General features: G+C 67.8%; 18 protein-coding genes and 1 riboswitch. Of the genes, 10 read left to right on the top strand and 8 right to left on the bottom strand.

The window, feature by feature from the left end; translation table 11 throughout:
• Positions 1-113 precede the first annotated feature (113 nt).
• Positions 114-1,106 (bottom strand): LacI family DNA-binding transcriptional regulator, encoded by a 993-nt coding sequence (locus ASE64_RS16845; protein WP_200920269.1) that lies wholly within the window; start codon positions 1,104-1,106, stop codon positions 114-116.
• 39 nt (positions 1,107-1,145) lie between these two features.
• Here ASE64_RS16845 and ASE64_RS16840 point away from each other — a divergent pair, with 39 nt between their 5' ends.
• Positions 1,146-2,375: an MFS transporter gene (locus ASE64_RS16840; RefSeq protein WP_055783400.1), complete on the top strand. Its 1,230-nt coding sequence runs from the start codon at positions 1,146-1,148 to the stop codon at positions 2,373-2,375.
• Here ASE64_RS16840 and ASE64_RS16835 read toward each other — a convergent pair.
• Positions 2,336-2,932, bottom strand: a complete 597-nt coding sequence (locus ASE64_RS16835; protein ID WP_055783398.1) for a gamma carbonic anhydrase family protein — start codon at positions 2,930-2,932, stop codon at positions 2,336-2,338. The two genes, ASE64_RS16840 and ASE64_RS16835, sit on opposite strands and share 40 nt — an antisense overlap.
• A gap of 2 nt (positions 2,933-2,934) precedes the next feature.
• A complete protein-coding gene (locus ASE64_RS16830) occupies positions 2,935-3,798 on the bottom strand; it encodes a patatin-like phospholipase family protein (protein ID WP_055783396.1) in 864 nt (287 codons plus the stop codon).
• Positions 3,799-3,935: 137 nt separating this feature from the next.
• On the opposite strand from ASE64_RS16830, the gene ASE64_RS16825 reads away from it, so the two are divergent.
• From ASE64_RS16825 to ASE64_RS16805, 5 genes are read left to right on the top strand one after another with little or no spacing between them, the layout of a single operon-like run.
• Entirely contained in the window at positions 3,936-4,982 is a 1,047-nt protein-coding gene (locus ASE64_RS16825) for a PLP-dependent cysteine synthase family protein (protein WP_082466492.1), read from the top strand.
• A gap of 30 nt (positions 4,983-5,012) precedes the next feature.
• On the top strand, positions 5,013-6,314 hold the full coding sequence (locus ASE64_RS16820; RefSeq protein WP_055783394.1) for an NtaA/DmoA family FMN-dependent monooxygenase: 1,302 nt from the start codon (positions 5,013-5,015) through the stop codon (positions 6,312-6,314).
• Positions 6,314-7,738 (top strand): aromatic amino acid ammonia-lyase, encoded by a 1,425-nt coding sequence (locus ASE64_RS16815; RefSeq protein ID WP_055783391.1) that lies wholly within the window; start codon positions 6,314-6,316, stop codon positions 7,736-7,738. Before ASE64_RS16820 ends, ASE64_RS16815 begins: the two co-directional genes overlap by 1 nt.
• Positions 7,735-8,571 carry an aldo/keto reductase gene (locus tag ASE64_RS16810; protein ID WP_055783388.1) on the top strand — a complete coding sequence of 279 codons (837 nt, stop codon included), beginning with the start codon at positions 7,735-7,737 and terminating at the stop codon, positions 8,569-8,571. Before ASE64_RS16815 ends, ASE64_RS16810 begins: the two co-directional genes overlap by 4 nt.
• A gap of 11 nt (positions 8,572-8,582) precedes the next feature.
• Positions 8,583-10,439, top strand: a complete 1,857-nt coding sequence (locus tag ASE64_RS16805) for a thioredoxin domain-containing protein (protein WP_055783385.1) — start codon at positions 8,583-8,585, stop codon at positions 10,437-10,439.
• On the opposite strand, the gene galK is transcribed toward ASE64_RS16805, so the two are convergent.
• Positions 10,413-11,579 (bottom strand): galactokinase, encoded by a 1,167-nt coding sequence (galK, locus tag ASE64_RS16800; RefSeq protein ID WP_055783384.1) that lies wholly within the window; start codon positions 11,577-11,579, stop codon positions 10,413-10,415. The two genes, ASE64_RS16805 and galK, sit on opposite strands and share 27 nt — an antisense overlap.
• Positions 11,576-12,697, bottom strand: coding sequence for a galactose-1-phosphate uridylyltransferase (gene galT / locus ASE64_RS16795; RefSeq protein WP_055783381.1), 1,122 nt, complete (start codon positions 12,695-12,697; stop codon positions 11,576-11,578). Before galT ends, galK begins: the two co-directional genes overlap by 4 nt.
• A 105-nt stretch (positions 12,698-12,802) precedes the next feature.
• On the opposite strand from galT, the gene ASE64_RS16790 reads away from it, so the two are divergent.
• Entirely contained in the window at positions 12,803-13,651 is an 849-nt protein-coding gene (locus ASE64_RS16790) for a DeoR/GlpR family DNA-binding transcription regulator (protein WP_055783378.1), read from the top strand.
• On the opposite strand, the gene ASE64_RS16785 is transcribed toward ASE64_RS16790, so the two are convergent.
• Entirely contained in the window at positions 13,568-13,978 is a 411-nt protein-coding gene (locus ASE64_RS16785) for a rhodanese-like domain-containing protein (protein ID WP_156352060.1), read from the bottom strand. The genes ASE64_RS16790 and ASE64_RS16785 overlap by 84 nt on opposite strands.
• Before the next feature lie 80 nt (positions 13,979-14,058).
• On the opposite strand from ASE64_RS16785, the gene ASE64_RS16780 reads away from it, so the two are divergent.
• On the top strand, positions 14,059-14,628 hold the full coding sequence (locus tag ASE64_RS16780; protein WP_055783372.1) for an MOSC domain-containing protein: 570 nt from the start codon (positions 14,059-14,061) through the stop codon (positions 14,626-14,628).
• A gap of 4 nt (positions 14,629-14,632) precedes the next feature.
• On the opposite strand, the gene ASE64_RS16775 is transcribed toward ASE64_RS16780, so the two are convergent.
• The gene (locus ASE64_RS16775) at positions 14,633-16,066 is read right to left on the bottom strand and encodes an L-serine ammonia-lyase (protein WP_055783369.1); all 1,434 of its coding nucleotides are present in this window, start codon (positions 16,064-16,066) and stop codon (positions 14,633-14,635) included.
• A 217-nt stretch (positions 16,067-16,283) separates the two neighbouring features.
• Here ASE64_RS16775 and ASE64_RS16770 point away from each other — a divergent pair, with 217 nt between their 5' ends.
• On the top strand, positions 16,284-17,732 hold the full coding sequence (locus tag ASE64_RS16770; protein WP_055783368.1) for an MFS transporter: 1,449 nt from the start codon (positions 16,284-16,286) through the stop codon (positions 17,730-17,732).
• A 3-nt stretch (positions 17,733-17,735) separates the two neighbouring features.
• Here ASE64_RS16770 and ASE64_RS16765 read toward each other — a convergent pair whose 3' ends face one another.
• A complete protein-coding gene (locus ASE64_RS16765; protein WP_055783363.1) occupies positions 17,736-18,479 on the bottom strand; it encodes an SDR family oxidoreductase in 744 nt (247 codons plus the stop codon).
• A 100-nt stretch (positions 18,480-18,579) separates the two neighbouring features.
• On the opposite strand from ASE64_RS16765, the gene ASE64_RS16760 reads away from it, so the two are divergent.
• The gene (locus ASE64_RS16760) at positions 18,580-19,416 is read left to right on the top strand and encodes a helix-turn-helix transcriptional regulator (RefSeq protein WP_055783360.1); all 837 of its coding nucleotides are present in this window, start codon (positions 18,580-18,582) and stop codon (positions 19,414-19,416) included.
• Positions 19,417-19,422: 6 nt separating this feature from the next.
• Positions 19,423-19,489: riboswitch (guanidine-III (ykkC-III) riboswitch) on the top strand.
• Positions 19,490-19,506 lie beyond the last annotated feature (17 nt).

Below are 19,506 nucleotides of genomic sequence, written 5' to 3'. Positions count from 1 at the left end.
GTGCCCTGTGAAGGAGCAGTCGCGACCCCGGATGGGGTCTCGATACGGCCGCGGGCGGCCTACTCGATCAACGCAGATGATGGGTGCGCACCGACGCCGAACGCGGCGACCGGTCAGCGCAGCGTCAGGCTCCAGGCGGGGGACTCGGGGCTGGCGGACCCGGAGGCGATGCGAGCGCACGTGACGCCCTGATCGTAGAGCGATTGGCTCACGCTCGAGAACCCGAGCGTCTGGGCGAGGTCGCTGTCGTCCCACCCGCTGACGGCGGCGCTCGACCCCAGGATGTCGATGGCTCCGGCGGCGAGTTGGTCACTCATCGCGATGACGACATCGGGGCGCGCGCGCACGAGCGCATCGCGGATGGCCCCTCGACCATCGTCACGAGTGTTTCGACCCACTACGGCGACGGGTGTATCGCTCCATGCCCTTCCAGACTCGCCGATCGCGTCTCGGTACCCCTCGAGTCGTGCTCGCGTGATCGGAAAGCCCACCGACGTATCAGGCCCGAGCCAGATGCCGGCACTCCGCTCGCGGTCGAGGGGAAACGACAGGATCAGCGGTGAGGTGGCTTCAGCGAGCATGTGCGACGCAATGGCCCGCGCCGCGCTCCGGTCGTCGGGGGAGACGACGGAGACTCCCGGGGCGGAGGGACCGCCCTGGATGGCCGCGGGGCGGCCCGTTCTTGCGACCGCCGCGAGTACGGGGTCTGAAACGTCGGTCGTCCAGAGGACAAAGCCATCGACAGCAGCCTCGCGCACGCGGTCGACGTCGTCGGCTGCTCCGGTGCTGGGAATGAGAACGAGCCCGAGCTGTTTCTCGACGCAGACGCTCGATACGCCGGCCAGGAATCGGGCGGCCTGGGGGTCTTCGAAGGCGTAGCTGAGATGCTCGCCTAACACCACGCCGAGATTGCCGGTCGCTCCGCTGCGTAGAGAGCGCGCGACCGGGTCGGGACCCGCGTAGCCGAGGTGCTGAGCGGCGGCGAGCACTCGGGCGCGGGTGTCGGGTGCGACGCGCTCGGGCCGGGTGTACGTGTAGCTCACGGTCATGGGGGCGACGCCGGCCTGGGCGGCGACCTGCCTCATCGTGACGCGTTGCAAAGCCATGACACCACCCTACCGCTGCTATTGTGTATCGTTACACAAATGAATCGACTTCCGCTCTCGTTCGTCGCGTTCGCCGGGTTCGGCATCTTCTGGGGTGTGTGGGGCGCGGCCCTGCCCGCGCTGAGACAGACGGCGGGGGTGTCCGACGCTCAGCTCGGCGGCGCTCTGCTCTGCGTCGGCCTCGGGGCGCTGCCGGCGATGCTGTTCACGGGTCGAGCCGTCGATCGATTCGGAACCAGGATTACCGGTCTACTCCTCGTCACCCTCGCGGTAGCGGGCATCATCGTGGCCGCATTTGCCCGCGACATCGTGGCCGTGTGCGTCGGCATGCTTCTGGTCGGCGCGACATCGGGGGCATCCGACGTCGCCGCAAACGCCCTCGCAGGCGGGGAGGAGGCCCGATCGGGCCGTCGAATCATCACGCTCGCACACGCCGTCTTCTCTTCGTTCGTCGTGGTGGGCAGTCTCGGAGCGGGTGCGATCTTCGCCAGCGGCGGTGGGGCGCCCCTGATTTTCCTCGTCTCAGGCCTCGTGATCCTCACAAGCGGCGTCGTGGTGTTCGCCCGCGGAACCCGTACGACAACCGGAACCCATGCGAGAACCGGAACCCGAGCCGCATCCGGAACCGGCCGCACAACGAACACCATGCGCAGCAGGCAGACCCTGCTTCTGCCGTTCATCATCGTGGGCTTGGTCGGGGCGCTCGGCTTTGCCGCAGAGAACGCTCACCAGAGCTGGGGCGCCATCTACCTCGTCGACGAACTGAAGGCGTCGCCGGCTCTGGCCGCCATCGCTCCGGCGACCTCTGCGGCCTGCGCGGCGATCACCCGTTTCGTCGTGGGCTTCTCCGCCAGGGTTCCCGCTGTCGCTCTCCTTGTCGGAGGTGCCGCCACCGCCGTCGTCGGCACTCTCATCGTGGCGGCTGCCGAGAACGTCGGTGTCGCCCTCCTCGGTCTCGCGCTGGCGGCAGTGGGCACATCCGTGTTGTTCCCCACTCTGCTGAGTCAGGCGGTGCGCGGCATCGACGACGACATCCGCGGCAGCACGACGTCGATCATCGCCACGACCGCCTACATTGGCTTTCTCCTCGGTCCTGTCTTCGTCGGTCTGCTGTCGAGCGCGGTCGGGCTGCGTGGCTCGATGACCGGCGTCACAGTGCTCGTCGCCGCGTTCGGCATGCTCTCACCGCTCGTGCTTCGATACCGGGCCTTGAGAGAAAGCGACCGGCCTCAGCCCGCCAGCTCGGTGTCTTCGCGGTGCGCGCCGTAGAACTCGGACTGGGATCGCATGATGTCCTTCATCGTCGCGTCGTTCCCTGCCCCGTACACCGTGCCCACGAAGTCGAGCGTGCGCTGCACGGCCCAGATCTCGTCGTGTCGGTCGGGCGAGAACAGCTGGGCCGGATCGCCGACGGCCACCCAGGAGATGGGAACGACGGCGCCCGCCGCGAGTCGGGTGTTGACCTGAACGACGGCGTTGATGCGCACCTCGGCGCCCTCACCGATGACCGCGCCGGGAAAGACGGATGCTCCCGTGGCGATGAACGCGCCGGAACCGACTGTGCATCCGTTGACGTGCGCGTGCGGCCCGACCATGACCTCGTCGCCTATAATCGCGGCGTGACCCGCTCGCCCGCGAATCACCGCGTTCTCCAGCACCACGACGTTAGCGCCGATCACGATCGGGCCGTCCTCGGCCGTCAGCACGGCGCCGTGCATGACGCGTGAGCCCGGCCCGATTGTCACATCGCCAGAGACGATAGCGGATGCCGCGACCAGCGCATCCGGATCGACGCGCGGACGCGCGCCCCGGCTCTCGTAGAGCACCCCTAGAGCGCCGCCGCGAGCGTAGCTGCGACACGCTCGGCGGATGCGCGGCCGACCGCGCGGCCCGCCTCGGCCGATGCGCGGCGGGTGGCAGGATCGAGGGGATTCGGGCCGAAGGCGGCGATCGATGCGGGGTCGGCGTAGATGATCACGGTGGGAACGCCGCCGAGCGCGTCGAGCTCGGCCGTGGCAATCGTGCCGAGGCCTGGCTCGCCCACACCGGGAAGAGGCGTGACGATGACGACCCAGTCGGAGCCGGCCGCGAGATCGGCGTTGCTGCCCGATCGGACCCCGCCATCCATGTAACGCGAGCCGTTGATCGTGACCGGTGGCCAGACGCCGGGAACGGCGCAGCTCGCGGCGACCGCGTCGGCGAGCTCGACCCCGCTCGTGCGGTCGAAGACCACGAAGTCGCCGGACTCGACCTCGACGGCGGTGACCCTGAGGTCGCGCTGCGGCCACCGGGTATCGGCGAGCCGGGAGCGGATGACCTCGATACGCACGCTCTCGTCGACCGACGGGGTCTCGAGAGCCAGTCGGCCGATGCGGCGGCGCGCATCCTCTGGAGACGTGGCGCCCTCGACCGCTGCGACGAACTTCGCCTGCAGCTCGACCGCGTCGATGTCGGCTCCGAGCTCGGCCGTCTCCTCCTCGATCTGCGAGGCGAATGACTCAGCGATTCCGGTGTCTCCGGCCAGCTGGGCTCCGACTGCAGATCCGGCCGAGGTGCCGACGATGCGGGTGTCGGCGGCGAGCAGCCTCTCGAAGAGCTGCGGATCTGCGTCGAAGAGTCCCTGCATGACGCCGACCTCCCAGGCGATTCCGGCGACGCCGCCGCCCGCGAAGACGAGTGATCCTTGGCTCATGCGACTACCTCCAGTTGGCTGACTCCGAATGACCCGAGCAATGCTAGTCCTGCCGCCGAGCGGGAGCCTCCGGGGCCGCTGTGTAACAGGACGACACACGACGGTCTGAAGCGTCTTGGTCGTCGTAGTGTCGGCTCATGACGAACCTCGACACACGACCCCTGGCCGCTCCGGCGTCAGGAGACGGCCAGTGTGACGACCTCGTCGAAGACATCACACCGTCGGTCGTCTCGCTCATCGGCAACACGCCACTGATCGAATTGAACGTCCTGGCGCACGGCCTTCCGGCGCGAGTCCTCGTGAAGCTCGAGAGTCGCAACGCAGGTGGGTCGGCGAAGGATCGCATCGCCCTGCACATGATCCGTGCCGCCGAGGCGAGCGGCGCGCTGAAGCCGGGCGCCACCATCGTCGAGTCGAGTTCGGGCAACACGGGCATCGGCCTGGCGCTGGTCGGGCGGCTCACGGGGCACCCTGTCGTGATCATCCACAGCGCGTACATCTCCGACGAGAAGCGGGCCGTGCTCAAGGCCTACGGTGCCCGCCTGGTCGAGGCCGACTGGGAGGCTCCGCCCGAGAGTCCGAACAATGCTCGTGCCATCGCCGATCGCATCGCGGCCGAGCTGCCCAACGCGTGGCGTCCGTCGCAGTACGAGAACGAGAGCAACCCGGGCGCCCACTACCAGACCACCGGGCCGGAGATCTGGCGCCAGAGCGCCCACAAGGTGACCCACCTCGTCGCGTCCGTCGGCACGGGCGGAACGATCAGTGGGACGGGCCGTTTCCTGAAGGATGTCTCGGCCGATCGCATCCGGGTCATCGGGGCCGACCCGACCGGGTCGACCTACAGCGGCAACGCGGCCGGCCAGATCAACGTCGAGGGCGCTGGCAACAGATGGGCCCAGTCGAATTGGCCGCAGACCTACCACCACGAGGTCGTCGACGAGTACGTCGTGGTGTCGGATCAGGAGATCTACGACACCGTGCACACGCTCGCCGCTTCCGAGGCACTGCTGCTCGGCCCCTCGTCTGCGCTCGCCGTGGCCGTCGCTCTGCGGGTGGCCGCGAAAGCCCCGCAGGGTTCGGTCGTCGTCGCGATCGCACCCGACACCGGTGCGAACTATCTGACCAAGGCGTTCGACGATGCGTGGCTCACCGACCTCGGCGTCGGCACGTATTCCATCTGACCGACGCTCTCTTTCCAAAGGTTTATCGCTATGGCTCTGCTTCATTTCGGATGGTTTCTCGGCGCCGGTTTCGGCGTGCAGGGCTGGGGCGACCCCAGCTACGGCATCGGCTACGACTGGAAGAAGCCCCAGATCTACCAAGACGCCGCGCGGCTGTTCGAGCACAGCGGCCTCGACCTGCTGATCATCGAAGACGGCGTCACCGTTCCCGACACCTATGGCGGCACGAGCGAGGTCAACCTCGCCAACGCGCGCTTCGCTCCGAAGCACGACCCCCTGCCGCTGGTGCCCTATCTGCTGTCGGCGACAGAGAACCTCGGCATCGTGCCGACTCTCAGCGCGTCGTTCTACGAACCGTTCACGGCGGCTCGCCTCCTGGCGACGCTGCAGCACTTCGCCGATGGCCGACTCGGTTGGAACGTGGTGACCAGCGGCAGCGACCTGGCGGCGCAGAACTACGGGCGCGCCTTGCAGATCGAGCACGACCTGCGCTACGACCGCGCCGACGAGTGGGTCAGCGTCATCCGCAAGCTCTGGCGCAGCTGGGCTCCGGGTTCGGTGCTCGAAGACGCGGAGCGCGGGGTGTTCGCCGACTTCACGAAGGTGGCGCCGATCAACCACGAGGGGCAGTTCTTCAAGGTCCGCGGCCCGATCAACACCGTGCCGATGTCGCAGGAACCCGTCATGGTGCAGGCGGGCGCGTCCGGCCGAGGTCGCGACTTCGCCGGCCAGAACTCCGACGTGATCATCGCCCTGTCGTCGACGCCCGAGCGCAACCGCGAATTCCGTGACAGCATCCGCCAGATCGCACTGGCAGCGGGTCGCAACCCCGATCACGTGAAGGTGCTCTTCGCGGTCACGCCGATCGTCACCGCCAACGCCGAGGAGACGGCCAGCGTCAAGGCCCGCCGCTCCGATCTCAACCAGGCCGCGATCGACGAAGCCCTGCAGTCGATCTCGTACCTCTCCGGAGTCGACTTCAAGGCCTTCGACCTCGACGCTCCGCTGCCCGAGCTCACCACGAACAGCAACCAGGGCACCCTCGACAACTTCGTGAAGTCTGCGCCCCCCGGCTCGACGCTGCGCGAGATCCTCCAGGTGCGTGCGAACCGAGACGGGCTCGCCGTGATCGGCACAGCCGACGAGATCGTCGACCACCTCGAGGAGCTCGGCGAGGCCAGCGGGGGAGACGGCTTTCTCTTCGCTGGCCAGGTGCATCCCGCGAACGTGCACCGCACCCTCGATCCGCTCGTTCCCGTTCTGCGCCGTCGAGGGCTGATCCGTCGGGAGTTCGGCGATAGCGGGCTGCGCGGCAACCTCCTGGACTTCTGATGGGTGTGCTCCGGCTCGAGGGGCAGCCGATCACGATCGACGATGTGGTGACCGTCGCCGACGGCGCGTCGATCGAGCTGACACCGGATGTCGTGGGCACGATCGCCCGCGCACGTCGCGTCGTCGAGTCGGTGCAGAAATCGGGATCGGCCGTCTACGGCCTGAACACCCACCTGGGTGCCGGTCGCGACACCCGTGTCTCCGCCGACGAGATCACCGCGTTTCAGAACCAGATCATCGACAATCACCGCGGCAGTATCGGTGACCCGCTCGCCCCGCGCGAGGTGCGCGCACTCATCTTCGCCCGCGTGGTCGGTTTCTCGCTCGGCAGCTCGGGCGTGCGCCCAGAGCTCGCGGATGCGTACGCCCGGCTCCTCGACGGCGGCCCGCTACCCGAGGTGTATGCCACGGGCTCGGTCGGCGCATCCGATCTCGCCCTGCTCGCCGAGGTCGCCGCCCGTGTGCGCCAGGGCCTGCCCTTCGCGGCGGGGGAGGCGCTCGCGGCGATCAGCGCGAACTCCTATTCGATCGGCGTGGGCGCCCTCGCCGTGGCCGAGCTGCGCGCACTCGTGAGCGAGGCCGATGCGGTGGCCGCGTTGTCGCTCGAAACACTGGGCGCCACGGGGTCGGGAGGCTCACTCAGCCCGTTCGATGATCGGGTGCACGCTCGTCGTCGGTCCTCCGGGCAGCGGGAGGCGGCCCGGAGCCTCCGCGCTCGAGTCTCCGGGGGACTCCTCGAAGACGCGGAGCACGCCGCATCCGTGCAGGATCCGCTGTCGTTTCGCACAGTGCCGCAGGTTCACGGCGCCGTGCGCGACGCGACGGCGCTCGCGGCATCGGTGATCGAAGACGAGCTCAACGCGCCGGGAGACAACCCGCTCGTCGTGACGCAGGGCGACGGCGCCATGCTCTCGAACGGCAACTTCGAGCCGCTCCGACTGGTGTTGTCTATCGAAAGCCTGCGCGTGGCGCTCGCCCATCTGGCCGGTATCTCGGAGCGGCGCATCGCCGTGCTCTCAGGCCTCGCCACCCCGCTCCGTCGCTCTGGCGACAACGCCGTGCCCGGCCTCAGCTGGTATGCGGCGGCGGCCAGCCTCGCCGAGGTGCGGCACCTCGCGAACCCGGTGTCGGCATCCGGAACGACGCTGTCGCAGGTCGAGGATCAGGCCTCGTTCGCGCCCCTGGCCGTGCGCCTGCTGCAGCGGCAGATCAGGCTCTGCCGACAGATCTTCGCCGTGGAGGCGCTGCACGCCGCCGAGCTCGTGCGCAGCCTCGACACGCCCCCTCGCCTCGGACGCGGCACCCGTCGACTGGCCGCCGAGTTGGTGGAACGAATCGGGCGTCTCGACACCGCCCGTGACCTCGTGATCGATGCCGTCAAGGCCGTTGCGTCGGCCGGTGAACGTGACACGATTGATCAATGACTATTTCCGAATCATCCGTTCCCCTGGTCACCCTCAACGACGGCAACACCATTCCCCAGCTCGGCTTCGGTGTCTTCAAGGTCGACCCCGACAAGACGTCGCGCATCGTCAGAGACGCATTCGAGGTGGGCTACCGGCACATCGACACGGCCAAGATCTACGGCAACGAGGAGGGCGTCGGTCACGCCATCAAGACCAGCGGCATCGACCGCGACGAGCTCTTCATCACCACGAAGCTGTGGAACGCCGACCAGGGCTACGAATCGGGTCTCGAGGCATTCGAGAAGAGCCTCGGCCGCCTGCAGCTCGACTACGTCGACCTCTACCTGATTCACTGGCCCGCGCCGGCCAACGACAACTACGTCGACGCGTGGAAGGCCCTCGAGAAGATCCGTGAGTCAGGTCGGGCAAAGTCGATCGGCGTCTCGAACTTCACCGTCGACCACCTCACACGCCTCCTCGGCGAGACCGATGTGGTGCCGGCCGTCAACCAGATCGAGCTGCACCCCGAGTTCCAGCAGCGCGAGATCACCGCATTCGGCCGCGAGCACGGTATCGCGACCGAGGCGTGGAGCCCCCTCGCCCAGGGGGCGCTCCTGAAAGAGCCGAACGTGCAGGAGATTGCTGAGGCCCACGGCAAGTCGCTCGCCCAAGTGATCCTGCGCTGGCACATCCAGCAGGGCAACATCATCTTCCCCAAGTCGAACAACCGCGAGCGCATCGAAGAGAACTTCCAGATCTTCGACTTCGAGCTGAGCGACGACGAGCAGGCGTCCATCACCGCGCTGGAGAAAGACGGTCGCGTCGGCGGCCACCCCGACGAGGTCAACTGACGGGGCGCGCCATGACGAACAGGCTCCGCGATGCGATCAGCCCCTATCTGCGCTCCCACGCCGACAACCCGGTGGACTGGTTCGCGTGGGGAACTGAGGCGTTCGATGAGGCGAAGCGCCGCGATGTTCCGGTGCTCGTCTCGATCGGGTATTCCACCTGTCACTGGTGCCACGTCATGGCGCGCGAATCGTTCTCCGACCCGCAGTTGGCGGCACAGCTCAACTCGGGTTTCGTGGCGATCAAGGTCGACCGCGAGGAGCATCCCGAGGTCGACTCGGTATACCTCGCGGCGGCCGGCGCATTCACCCAGGGTCTGGGCTGGCCGCTGAACGTCTTCGTCACCCCGGAGGGCAAGGCGTTCTTCGCCGGCACCTACTCACCGCCGGTGCCCATTCAGGGTCACCCGTCGTTCTCTCAAGTGCTCGACGCCGTCGACGACGCGTGGAGATCGAGAAGAGACCAGGTCGATCTCACGGCCGACGCGATCTCGGATGCGCTGGCGCAGACCGCCGTGGCCACGCCCACGGGGGCGCTTCCCGACGACGCCGAAGAGCGATTGGCGCAGGCGGTGCGCAACCTCGAGGCGTACGAAGACAGCACCCACGGGGGCTTCGGCGGCGCACCCAAGTTCCCCGTCGCTCCCGTGCTGTCGATGCTGCTGCGCAGAGGCAGCCCGCTCGCGGCGCGCACTCTTCTGACCATGAGCCGCTCGCCGCTGCGCGACCCGCTCGAGGGCGGGTTCTTCCGCTACAGCGTGAATCGAGACTGGAGCGATCCGCACTACGAGCGCATGCTCTACGACAATGCCCTTCTGCTCGACGAGTACGCGAGGCTCGCCGCGGGGCGCGATGCCCAGGCCGCGGAGGCGCGCCACACCGCCGAGGGGATCGCGTCGTTCCTCATCTCGGTGCTGCAGCAGCCGGAGGGCGGCTTCGGCTCCGCGCAGGATTCCGAGAGCACGGTCGCGGGGTCGCGGAGTGAGGGCGGCTACTACGCCCTGGATGCTGCGGGTCGGGCTAGAGAGACCCCTCCCGCGGTCGACGCGAAGATTCTCACCGGCTGGAACGGTCTCGCCATAGCGGCACTCGCGCGCGCCGGCTTCTCGCTCGGTCACGCCGAGTGGATCGACGCGGCGATGCGAGCCGCCGACTACCTGCTCGGGTCGCACGTGAGGGCCGACGGCTTGCTGCTGCGCGCATCCATCGGTTCGCGGCGATCGGACGCGGCCGCGACACTCGAGGATTACGGCGCATTCGCCGGGGGGCTTCTCGCCCTGGCCGCCGCTACGGGGCGAGCGCACTACGCGATCAGGGCCCGCCAGCTCGTCGACGCCGTCCTCGACGCCGGCTTCACCGCGCCGGGCGGGCGGGACTCCGTGTTGTCGGCGCAGAACATCGCGGCCGCGGTCGACACCGCCGAAGGTGCGTATCCCTCCGGTGTCAGCGCAGTCTGCTCAGCCGCGCTCACGCTGTTCGACCTCACAGGCGAGGCGCGCTACCGCGAGATCGTCTCGCAGACGGTCGGCGGGGTCGCTGCAGAGGCCCTGACCCGGCCGATCGGATTCGGCGCGACGCTCGAACTCGTGCAGAGGCTGCTTGATCCGACACAGCAGCTGGTCGTCGTGACACCGGATGCCGCCGTGAGCGCACCCGATTCGCTGGTCGACGTGGCGCGCCGAAACACCGCGTCGCTGACCGTGGTCGTGTCGGAGTCGCAGGCCAGGGAGTGGCCCGAGGCGGGTTTCGGGCTGCTCGAGGGGCGCGCGACCTCGGATGGTCGCAGCACCGCCTATCTGTGCACCGACTTCGTCTGTCGGCTGCCGGTCACAGATCCTCGGGAGTTAGAACTCGCGCTGGGCTCCGTCTGACGGGGTGACCGTGAAGATCTCGGGTGCGGTGTAGCCGGCTTCCGCGAACGCCTCGGTGACGCGCGCGGTCACCTCGCCAATCAGGTCGACGGGCGTCAAAGCGATCGCCGCACCGCCGAAGCCGCCGCCCGTCATGCGGGCGCCGATGGCTCCGGCCTCACGAGCGGCCACGACAGCGAGGTCGAGCTGCGGCACCGAGATCTCGAAATCGTCTCTCATCGACACGTGCGACGCATCCAGGATCTCGCCGATGGCGAGGGGCCCGCTCTCACGCAGGGCACGCACCGTGGCGAGCACGCGGGCGTTCTCGGTGACGACGTGCCGAACGCGCCGGAAGGTCTCGTCGTTCATGACCTCGCGGGCTCGGTCGAGGTCGGCGACGCCGACGTCGCGCAGGCTCTCGACGCCGAGAGCGGCGGCACCCGCCTCGCAGGATGCGCGGCGGGCCGCGTATCCGCCGGTCGCGTGCGAGTGGCTCACCTTGGTGTCGATGATGACGATCGCGAGCCCGGCGCCGGCGAAGCCGAGGTCGACGATCTCGGAGCGCAGTGAGCGGCAGTCGAGGAACACGGCCGAGTCGCGTCGCCCGAGGAGGGATGCAGACTGATCCATGATTCCGGTCGGTGCGCCGACGGCCTCGTTCTCTGCCAGCTGTCCGACGCGGGCGAGGGTCGGCCTGTCGAGTCCGAGCTGCCAGCGTTCGTCGAGAGCGAGGACGATCGCGCCTTCGATGGCGGCCGACGACGAGAGTCCGGCGCCGACGGGGACGTCGGAGGCGATGTGCGCGTCGAAGCCGCGCTGCTGGGCGAGATCGACGCCGTTCTCTCCGAGGGCCCAGGCGATTCCGAGGGGGTAGGCCGACCATCCGTCGAGCTCCTCGGGGCCGACGGAGGAGAGCTCTACCTCGACCTCCTCGTCACTGAACGTGCTGGTGACACGCGCGGTGTTGTCGTCGCGCAGGCCGACTGCCGCCCATGTGCGACGGTCGATCGCGAACGGCAGCACGAAGCCCTCGTTGTAGTCCGTGTGCTCGCCGATCAGATTGACGCGGCCCGGTGCCGACCAGACTCCGTCGGCCGGGCGGCCGAATCGGGTGTGGAAGTCGGTGGCCGCCTGGGTTGCGATGTCGTCGTGGGTCATACGGGGTTCTCCTGGTCAGCGCGGGCGATCGCCTCGCGAACGAGTGCGGCGGATGTCTCCGGCGGCACGTCTCCGATGAAGGCGCCCATGGCGGCCTCCGAGCCGGCGAGATACTTGAGCCTATTCGCGGCCCGTCGAGGCGAGGTGACCTGCAGCATCAAGCGCACGTCGTCGCGGCCTTTGTTCACCGGTGCCTGGTGCCAGGCGGAGATGTAGGGCGTGGGGGTGTCGTACAGGGCATCGATTCCGCGAAGGAGACGCAGGTAGAGCACGGCCAACTCGTCTCGCTCCTCGCTCGTCGTTGCCGCGAGGTCAGGGATGTGCCGGTGCGGCAGCATGTGCACCTCGATGGGCCAGCGCGCCGCGAAGGGCACGAATGCCGTGAAGTGCTCGCCGCGCAGCAGCACGCGCTCGGAGGCCTGTTCGCGCTCGAGGATCTGGGCGAACATGTCGGGGCCGAACCGGTCGATCGAGTCGAGCAGTTTGGTGGTGCGCGGTGTGACGTAGGGGTACGCGTAGATCTGGCCGTGCGGGTGGTTGAGGGTGACGCCGATCTCGGCGCCGCGGTTCTCGAACGGAAAGACCTGCTCGATCGAGGGCATGGCCGACAGGGCGGCGGTGCGCTGTGCCCACGCCTCGACGATCGTGCGGGCGCGCGAGGGGGTCTGAGAGGCGAACGAGCCGGTGTGCGCTGGGCTGAAGCACACGACTTCGCAGCGGCCCACGGAAGTACGTGTGCGCTCGAGCCCGAGCTCGGCGAGGTCGTCGAGACCCCGGGGCGCGTTGTCGTCGACAAGTAGCGGGCCGAACGAGGGGGAGCGGTTCTCGAAGACCGCAACGTCGTAGACGTCGGGGATCTCGGAGGGGTTCGTGGGTGTGGCCGGCGCCAGCGGGTCTGCGTCATCGGAGGGGAGGAACACACGGTTCTGGCGGGCCGCCGCGATGGAGACCCACTCGCCGGTCAGCACGTCTTGTCTCATGCTCGCGGTCGCTGGGCGAGGATCGAGCACGCGCGCGTCGGGCCGTCGCTCGGGCGACAGGGTGGTGTCTGCGTCATCGAAGTAGATGAGCTGACGTCCGTCTGCGAGCACAGTCTCTCGAACGGCGATGGTGGACATAGCGAGCCCTTTCTCGCGAGCGCGGATCACGCTCGGCGGCACAACACGCGACAGTATTGCACGGCAAGAATTGACAAGCAATCGCAAATAAACGAAAGTCGTCTTGTGTCCGATCTCGAATTCGTCAACGCCCCCGCACCGGTGCGTCGCGCCCGCATCCTCGAGCTGCTGGCCGCGGGCGGGTTCGTCAAGGTGACCGAGTTGAGTGTGGTCTTCGGGGTCTCCGAAGTGACGATCAGATCCGACCTCGACGCGCTCGAATCCGCGGGTCAGCTCGATCGAGTGCACGGGGGAGCGGTGACCTCGGCCACGCCGAGACGCACCGAGCCCGCCTTCGAGGAGGCGCTCGGTTCTCTGTGGGACGAGAAGCTGCGCATCGCGGCCCATGCCGCGGCACTCGTGTCGCCAGGGGACTCCGTGATCATCGACGTGGGAACGACGGCGGCCGCGTTAGCCCGGGCTCTCGTCGATCGGGCCGATCTGCACGACGTCGTGATCATCACGAACGGCCTGAAGATCGCGCTCGAGCTCGAGAGGGCGCTGCCCCGCTTCAGCGTCATCGTCACCGGCGGCACGCTGAGGGCGCTCCAGCACTCCCTCGTGAACCCGATGGCCGATGGGCTCTTCGACAGCCTGCACGCCGACATCGCGTTCATCGGCTGCAACGGAGTCGACGTAGAGCACGGCATCACGAACATCAACCTGCCCGAGGCCGAGATCAAGAGACGGATGCTCGGGGCGGCGACCAGACGGATCGTCTTGGCTGACGGGTCGAAGATCGGCCAGGTTCACCTCGGACGAGTCGCGCCCGTCGGGGGTGTCGACAGCGTGATCACCGGGCATTCCGCCCGAGCCGCGCCGCTTAACGAGCTACGCGAGGCGGGGCTCGACGTAACCCGGGTCGACGCTGGCATAGACGTAGCCGGTATAGACGTAGCCGGTATAGAGCGGTGACCGCCCGTTGCGGTGGGCGAGCTCGTGCAGGTCGACGGGTCGCTGCTCGCTGAGCCACTTCTGTCGGCCGCCGGTGAGCACTGCGACGCGCTCGAACCCCGCCTCGCGCAGGGTGTGCGCCGACTCTGAAGCACACAGACCATCGTTCTCGTCGTAGACGACGATGGTGCTGATGGCGACGTCGAGCCGAAGCGACAGGAGTCGCACCCGGTTGGCGGCCGCCACGACCGCCAGGTTGTCGGCGCCGAGATGATCGGCGAGCCACTGCGTCGACACCGTCGACGACGGCAGGTAGGGCCCGGGCGCGGCTGGCGTAACGGTATTCACACGCTCACGCTAACCCGAGCCACCGACAGCGCCGCCTCCCTCGTAAGCGGGGGTAACAAAGCCCGACTAGCCTGTGTTCTGTGGAGGACGCATCCGGGTCGAATCTCGAGTTCGAGTATCGGGTGAGCATCGAGCATCTGCTGGCCTCCACCCTCCATCGCTACGAGGGCCGCCCGTCAGACGGTCCCCGGCCTGCTGTCGGGCCGGAAGACTTCGAACGAGTCGCTGTTCGAGCCCATCTCGGCATCGTCGGCGACAGGCACTTCGGCAAGGCGGCGCATCGCACGGCCTCCGTGACGATCATGGCCGTCGAATCGGTCGAGTACGTCGAACGGGCCCTTGGTCTCGCCAATGCTCTCGACCCGCTCGACACGCGCCGCAACATCCTGGTTCGCGGGGTGGACGTCGATCGACTTCGCGGGGCCGATTTCTCGCTCGATTCTGGCCTGGGCCCGGTACTGTTCCACGCGCATCGGCCGGCCAATCCCTGCGCGTGGATGGATGTGATGCTCGCCCCGGGTGCTCACAAGGCGCTGCGCGGAAGAGGCGGGCTGCGCTGCGAGCCGCTGACCAGCGGCGAGCTCACGACAGGTTCGGCCGTGCTGCGGTCGTCGCTACGCCTCGACGACGGCGGCGCTCGCCTGTTCTAACGCGTCAGCACTCGATCACGTTCACCGCGAGGCCGCCTTCGCTCGTCTCCTTGTACTTCGTCGACATGTCTACTCCGGTCTGTCGCATCGTCTCGATCACCATGTCGAGCGACACCAGGTGCGTTCCGTCGCCGTTCATGGCGAGCCTCGCCGCGCTGACCGCGGTCGACGACGCGATCGCGTTGCGCTCGATGCACGGAACCTGCACGAGGCCGCCGACGGGGTCGCACGTCAGTCCGAGGTGGTGCTCCATGGCGATCTCTGCCGCGTTCTCGACCTGGCGCGGGGTGCCGCCCAGCACGGCGCACAGGGCACCGCACGCCATGGCGCACGCCGAACCGACCTCCCCCTGGCATCCGGCCTCAGCGCCTGAGATCGACGCGTTCGACTTGAACAGCGAGCCGATGGCGGTGGCCGTCAGGAGATAGCGGTGGATGCCCTCGCGATCCGCGCCGCGCACGAAGTCGAGGTAGTACCGGCCGACCGCGGGAACGATGCCCGCCGCGCCGTTCGTCGGAGCCGTCACGACCCGCCCGCCGGCGGCGTTCTCCTCATTGACCGCAAGGGCGTAGGCGTGCAGCCACTCGGTGGAGGTGTCGTGGTCGCCGGTGGCGGTCTGGCGTTCGAGCTCGAGGCGCTCGCGCAGCCGGGTCGCGCGTCTCGGCACGTTGAGCCCTCCGGGCAACGTGCCCGTAGCGGTCAGGCCCGCGTCGATGCAAGCTTCCATCGCGTCCCAGATGCGGTCGAGTTGCGCGCGAACGGCCTCCTCGCCGTGCAGTTCGGTCTCGATCCGCCAGGCGACCTCGGCGATGCTGAGTCCGGTCGACTCGCAGACCTCTAAGAGGGCGTCGGCGCTCGCGAACGACAGCGGATGCTCGACCAGCGGAATGCTCGACGAGTCGTCGCCGTCGCGCTGGATGAACCCGCCGCCGACCGAGTAGTAGGTCTCGCTGAGCAAGGGGAGCGCGTCGGCGTCGCCCCAGGCGACGAGGCTCAGGGCGTTCGGGTGCGCAGGCAACCGGGTGTGCGCTTCGAACGAGATGTCCGACTGCTCGATGGCGATCGGATGGGTTCCGCCGAGGTCGATCGTGCTGCGGTCGCCGCCGGACGCCAGTTCGAGGAATCCGGCGTCGCGCAGCGCGGTCGAGCTGCCGCGCACGAGTCCCGACCAGGCGCCGTGCACGAGGTCGGGGTCGCAGCTCTCCGGGTCGAGGCCCTGCAGGCCGGCGACGACGGCGTCGGGCGTGCCGTGCCCGAGGCCCGTTGCACCCAGCGATCCATAGAGCGTGCAGGTGACGCTGCGAACGTCTTCTAGTGCTCCGGATGCGCGGAGACGGTCGACGAAATCGAGCGCGGCGCGCATCGGGCCGACGGTGTGCGAACTCGACGGACCGATGCCCACCGAGAACAGGTCGAAGAGAGAGACGTATGCGGTCACACCCAGACCCTAATAGGCGAGCGGGGCGCGCACACCCGTGGCGCAACATCCTGGCCCCGCCCGCCGAAAAGACGAGCGCGCACGACTCGAGATGGCACGAATCTGCGTGCGGATTGTAGACCTCGAGGCGGTGCCCACGCATCGGCTGACCCCGCATTTTTCTGAGGACTAATCTGTTGACGTTTGTCATCTGATTCGATGTTCGAGGGAGTTCACGATGTCGGCTTCTGCACCAGCCCGCGGCAAGGATGGCGGCGTCCGCAGCCTCGTTCCTGCCCGCATGGACAGGCTTCCCTGGACGAGATTCCATTGGTCGATCGTGGTCGGCCTGGGCTTCTCGTGGGTGCTCGACGGGCTCGAGATCCAGATCGTCGCGTCCGCCGGATTCCAGAAGGCGCTCGACATGACCGCCGCGGAGGTGGGCCTTCTCGGAACCGTCTACCTGTTCGGACAGATCGCGGGTGCGCTGATCTTCGGGCGTCTCTCCGACAAGCTCGGGCGCAAGAAGCTCTTCATCCTGACCCTGGCCATCTACCTCATCGCCAGCGGTATCGCCGGCCTGGCACCGAACATGTGGTTCCTGCTGGTCTTCCGCTTCTTCGCCGGCATGGGCATCGGCGGCGAGTACGCCGCGATCAACTCGGCCATCGACGAGCTCATCCCATCGAAGTACCGGGGCCGCGTCGACATCGCGATCAACGGCACCTACTGGGGTGGCGCCGCGTTGGGATCGGCCGCCAACCTGTTTCTGCTGAATCCCGACATCTTCGACGAGAACATCGGCTGGCGCATCGGCTTCTTCATCGGCCCTGTGCTCGGACTCGCCATCATCTACCTACGCCGCCACATTCCCGAGAGCCCGCGCTGGCTCATGACCCACGGGCGCGAAGAGGAGGCCGAGGCGACGGTCGACGACATCGAGAAGCGGGTGAAGGCTCAGGGCGGCGACATCGAGCCGGTCGACGAGAGCAAGGCGATCACGGTCACCGAGACCGAGCGAGTGCCTTTCAAGACGATCGTGCACGTGCTCTTCAAGCTCTATCCGAAGCGCACCCTCGTCGGCGCCACGATGATGGTCACCCAGTCGTTCCTCTACAACGCCATCTTCTTCACCTACGCGCTGGTTCTGCAGAATTTCTACGGAACTTCCCCATCGTCGACGCAGTACTTCTTCTTCCCGTTCGCGATCGGAAACCTGCTCGGCCCGCTGCTGCTCGGGCACTTCTTCGATGTGTGGGGCCGGCGCAAGATGATCTTCCTCACGTACGGTGTCTCGGCGGCCGTGCTGGCGGCATCCGCTGTGCTCTTCAGCATGGACGTGCTCGACGCGACGACCCAGACCATCTTCTGGTGCGTGTCGTTCTTCTTCGCGTCGGCCGGAGCCTCGAGCGCCTACCTCACCGTCAGCGAGACGTTCCCGCTCGAGATCCGCAGTCAGGCGATCTCGTACTTCTTCGCCCTCGGCCAGATCGCCGGCTCGGTCGCACCGCTGCTCTACGGAATCCTGATCGGAGACGGGACCGACCGCGGCCCCCTGACCTTCGGTTACTTCCTCGGGGCCGCAATCATGTTCGTCGGAGGCCTGATAGCCCTGATCTTCGGGGTGGACGCGGAGCGCAAGTCGCTCGAGACCATCACGAACCCGCTGTCGGCGATCAAGAAATAGGCGTCAGTGCGCGGAGAGGATGGTGAGCACCTCGTCGGTGCGGCCTTCCCTCTCGGCGAACCGCAGAAACCCGACCCGACTCACGAGAATCTCCTGCGCATCCGGCTGTGAGGCGAGGATCGACATGGTCTCGTCGAGGAACTCCTCGACGGGCATGGCGTTCGGGTCGTCTTCCTGGCCCATGAGGCTGGTGGCGACGGCGGGAGGTGCGAGTTCGAGCACCTCGATCGAGGTGTCGGCGAGCTGCACGCGCAGGCTCTGCGTGAACGAGTGGATGGCCGCTTTGGTCGCGCTGTAGGTCGGCGTGGCCGGCAGGGGTACGAAGGCGAGGCCGGAGGAGACGGTCATGATCGTGGCGCTCGGACGCGACGCCAGATGCGGCACGAGGGCGGCGATGAGCCTGATCGGGCCGAGGAGGTTCGTGGTGATCGTGCGCTCGGCGGTGTCGAGGAAGCCGGCGGAATGCAGATCTTCGGGCTGCATGATTCCGGCCATCAGAATGACCGTGTCGAGATCGGGGTGCTCGGCGACGACCCGCTGCGTGGCGCGCTCGATGGAGACGGCGTCGGCGGTATCGATCTGCACGGAGTCGATTCCCGGGTTCTCCGCGACGATGCGATCGAGCAGTTCGGTGCGTCGCCCTCCCACGATCACGCGATTGCCGGCTGCCTGAAAACGCAGAGCCAGACCGAGTCCGAGTCCCGACGTGGCGCCGGGGATGAAAATGGTGTTTCCGGTGATGTTCATGGCTCCACTCAACACCGATCGACGGGGGCGCAGAAGGGAGCGGTTGTCCATGGATTCGCAGTCCCTTGTTGCGGAGGCTGCGCACCGCCACGATGGTTACATGGACAGACCCGCACTCGCCGACTTTCTCAGACGCCGCCGCGAGGCGTTGCAGCCGCGCGACGTGGGCCTGCTCGACGGACCGAGACGGCGGACGACCGGCTTGAAGCGCGAGGAGGTCGCTCTCCTCGTCGGCATGTCGACCGACTACTACTCGAGGCTCGAGCAGCAACGCGGTCCGCAGCCATCGGAGCAGATGGTCGCTGCGATCGCGCGCGGATTACGGCTGACTCCCGATGAGCGCGACCACCTGTTCCGGCTCACCGGTCACAACGCGCCGCGTCGCGCGCTCGCGACCCATCACGTGGCGCCCGCTCTGATGCGCGTTCTCGATCGGCTCGACGACACCCCCGCCCTCGTTCTCTCCGACCTCGCCGAGACGCTGGCACAGAACGACATGGCCACAGCGTTGCTCGGCGACGAGACGCGGTTCACCGGTCTGGCGGCGAGCGCCGTCTACCGCTGGTTCACCGACCCCGGGGCGCGCAGCCGGTATCCGCAGCGAGACCACGATCATCAGAGTCGCATCCAGGTCTCTGCGCTGCGGGCCGCGGTCTCCGCCTCGGGCGAGTTCGAGCGTGGTCGGGCGATCGTCGCGGAGCTGCTGGCGTCGAGCGAGGAATTCGCGACGATCTGGGAACTGCACGAGGTGCGCAACAGATTCGACGATCACAAGACGCTCGTGCACCCGGAGATCGGCGAGATCGAGGTCGACTGCCAGGCGTTGTTCACCGAGAATCAGGCGCAGACGCTGCTCGTGCTCACGGCGTCGCCGGGCAGCGAGGCGGCGGAGAAGTTGGCCCTGCTGCGGGTTGTCGGCAACCAGACCTTCGCCTAGGCTTGATCGACGTCCCCGAATGGGGGCCACCGGACGAGGGCGCAGTACCCGGAACGCGACAAGACTGACCACCGCTAAGGAGCGCAGCAG

Origin of the sequence: Agreia sp. Leaf210, from assembly GCF_001421485.1 — a bacterium.
In the GTDB taxonomy this organism is placed as follows: domain Bacteria; phylum Actinomycetota; class Actinomycetes; order Actinomycetales; family Microbacteriaceae; genus Agreia.
Note: the sequence above shows the minus strand (reverse complement) of the source record. Positions and strands in the feature narration are given on the sequence as shown.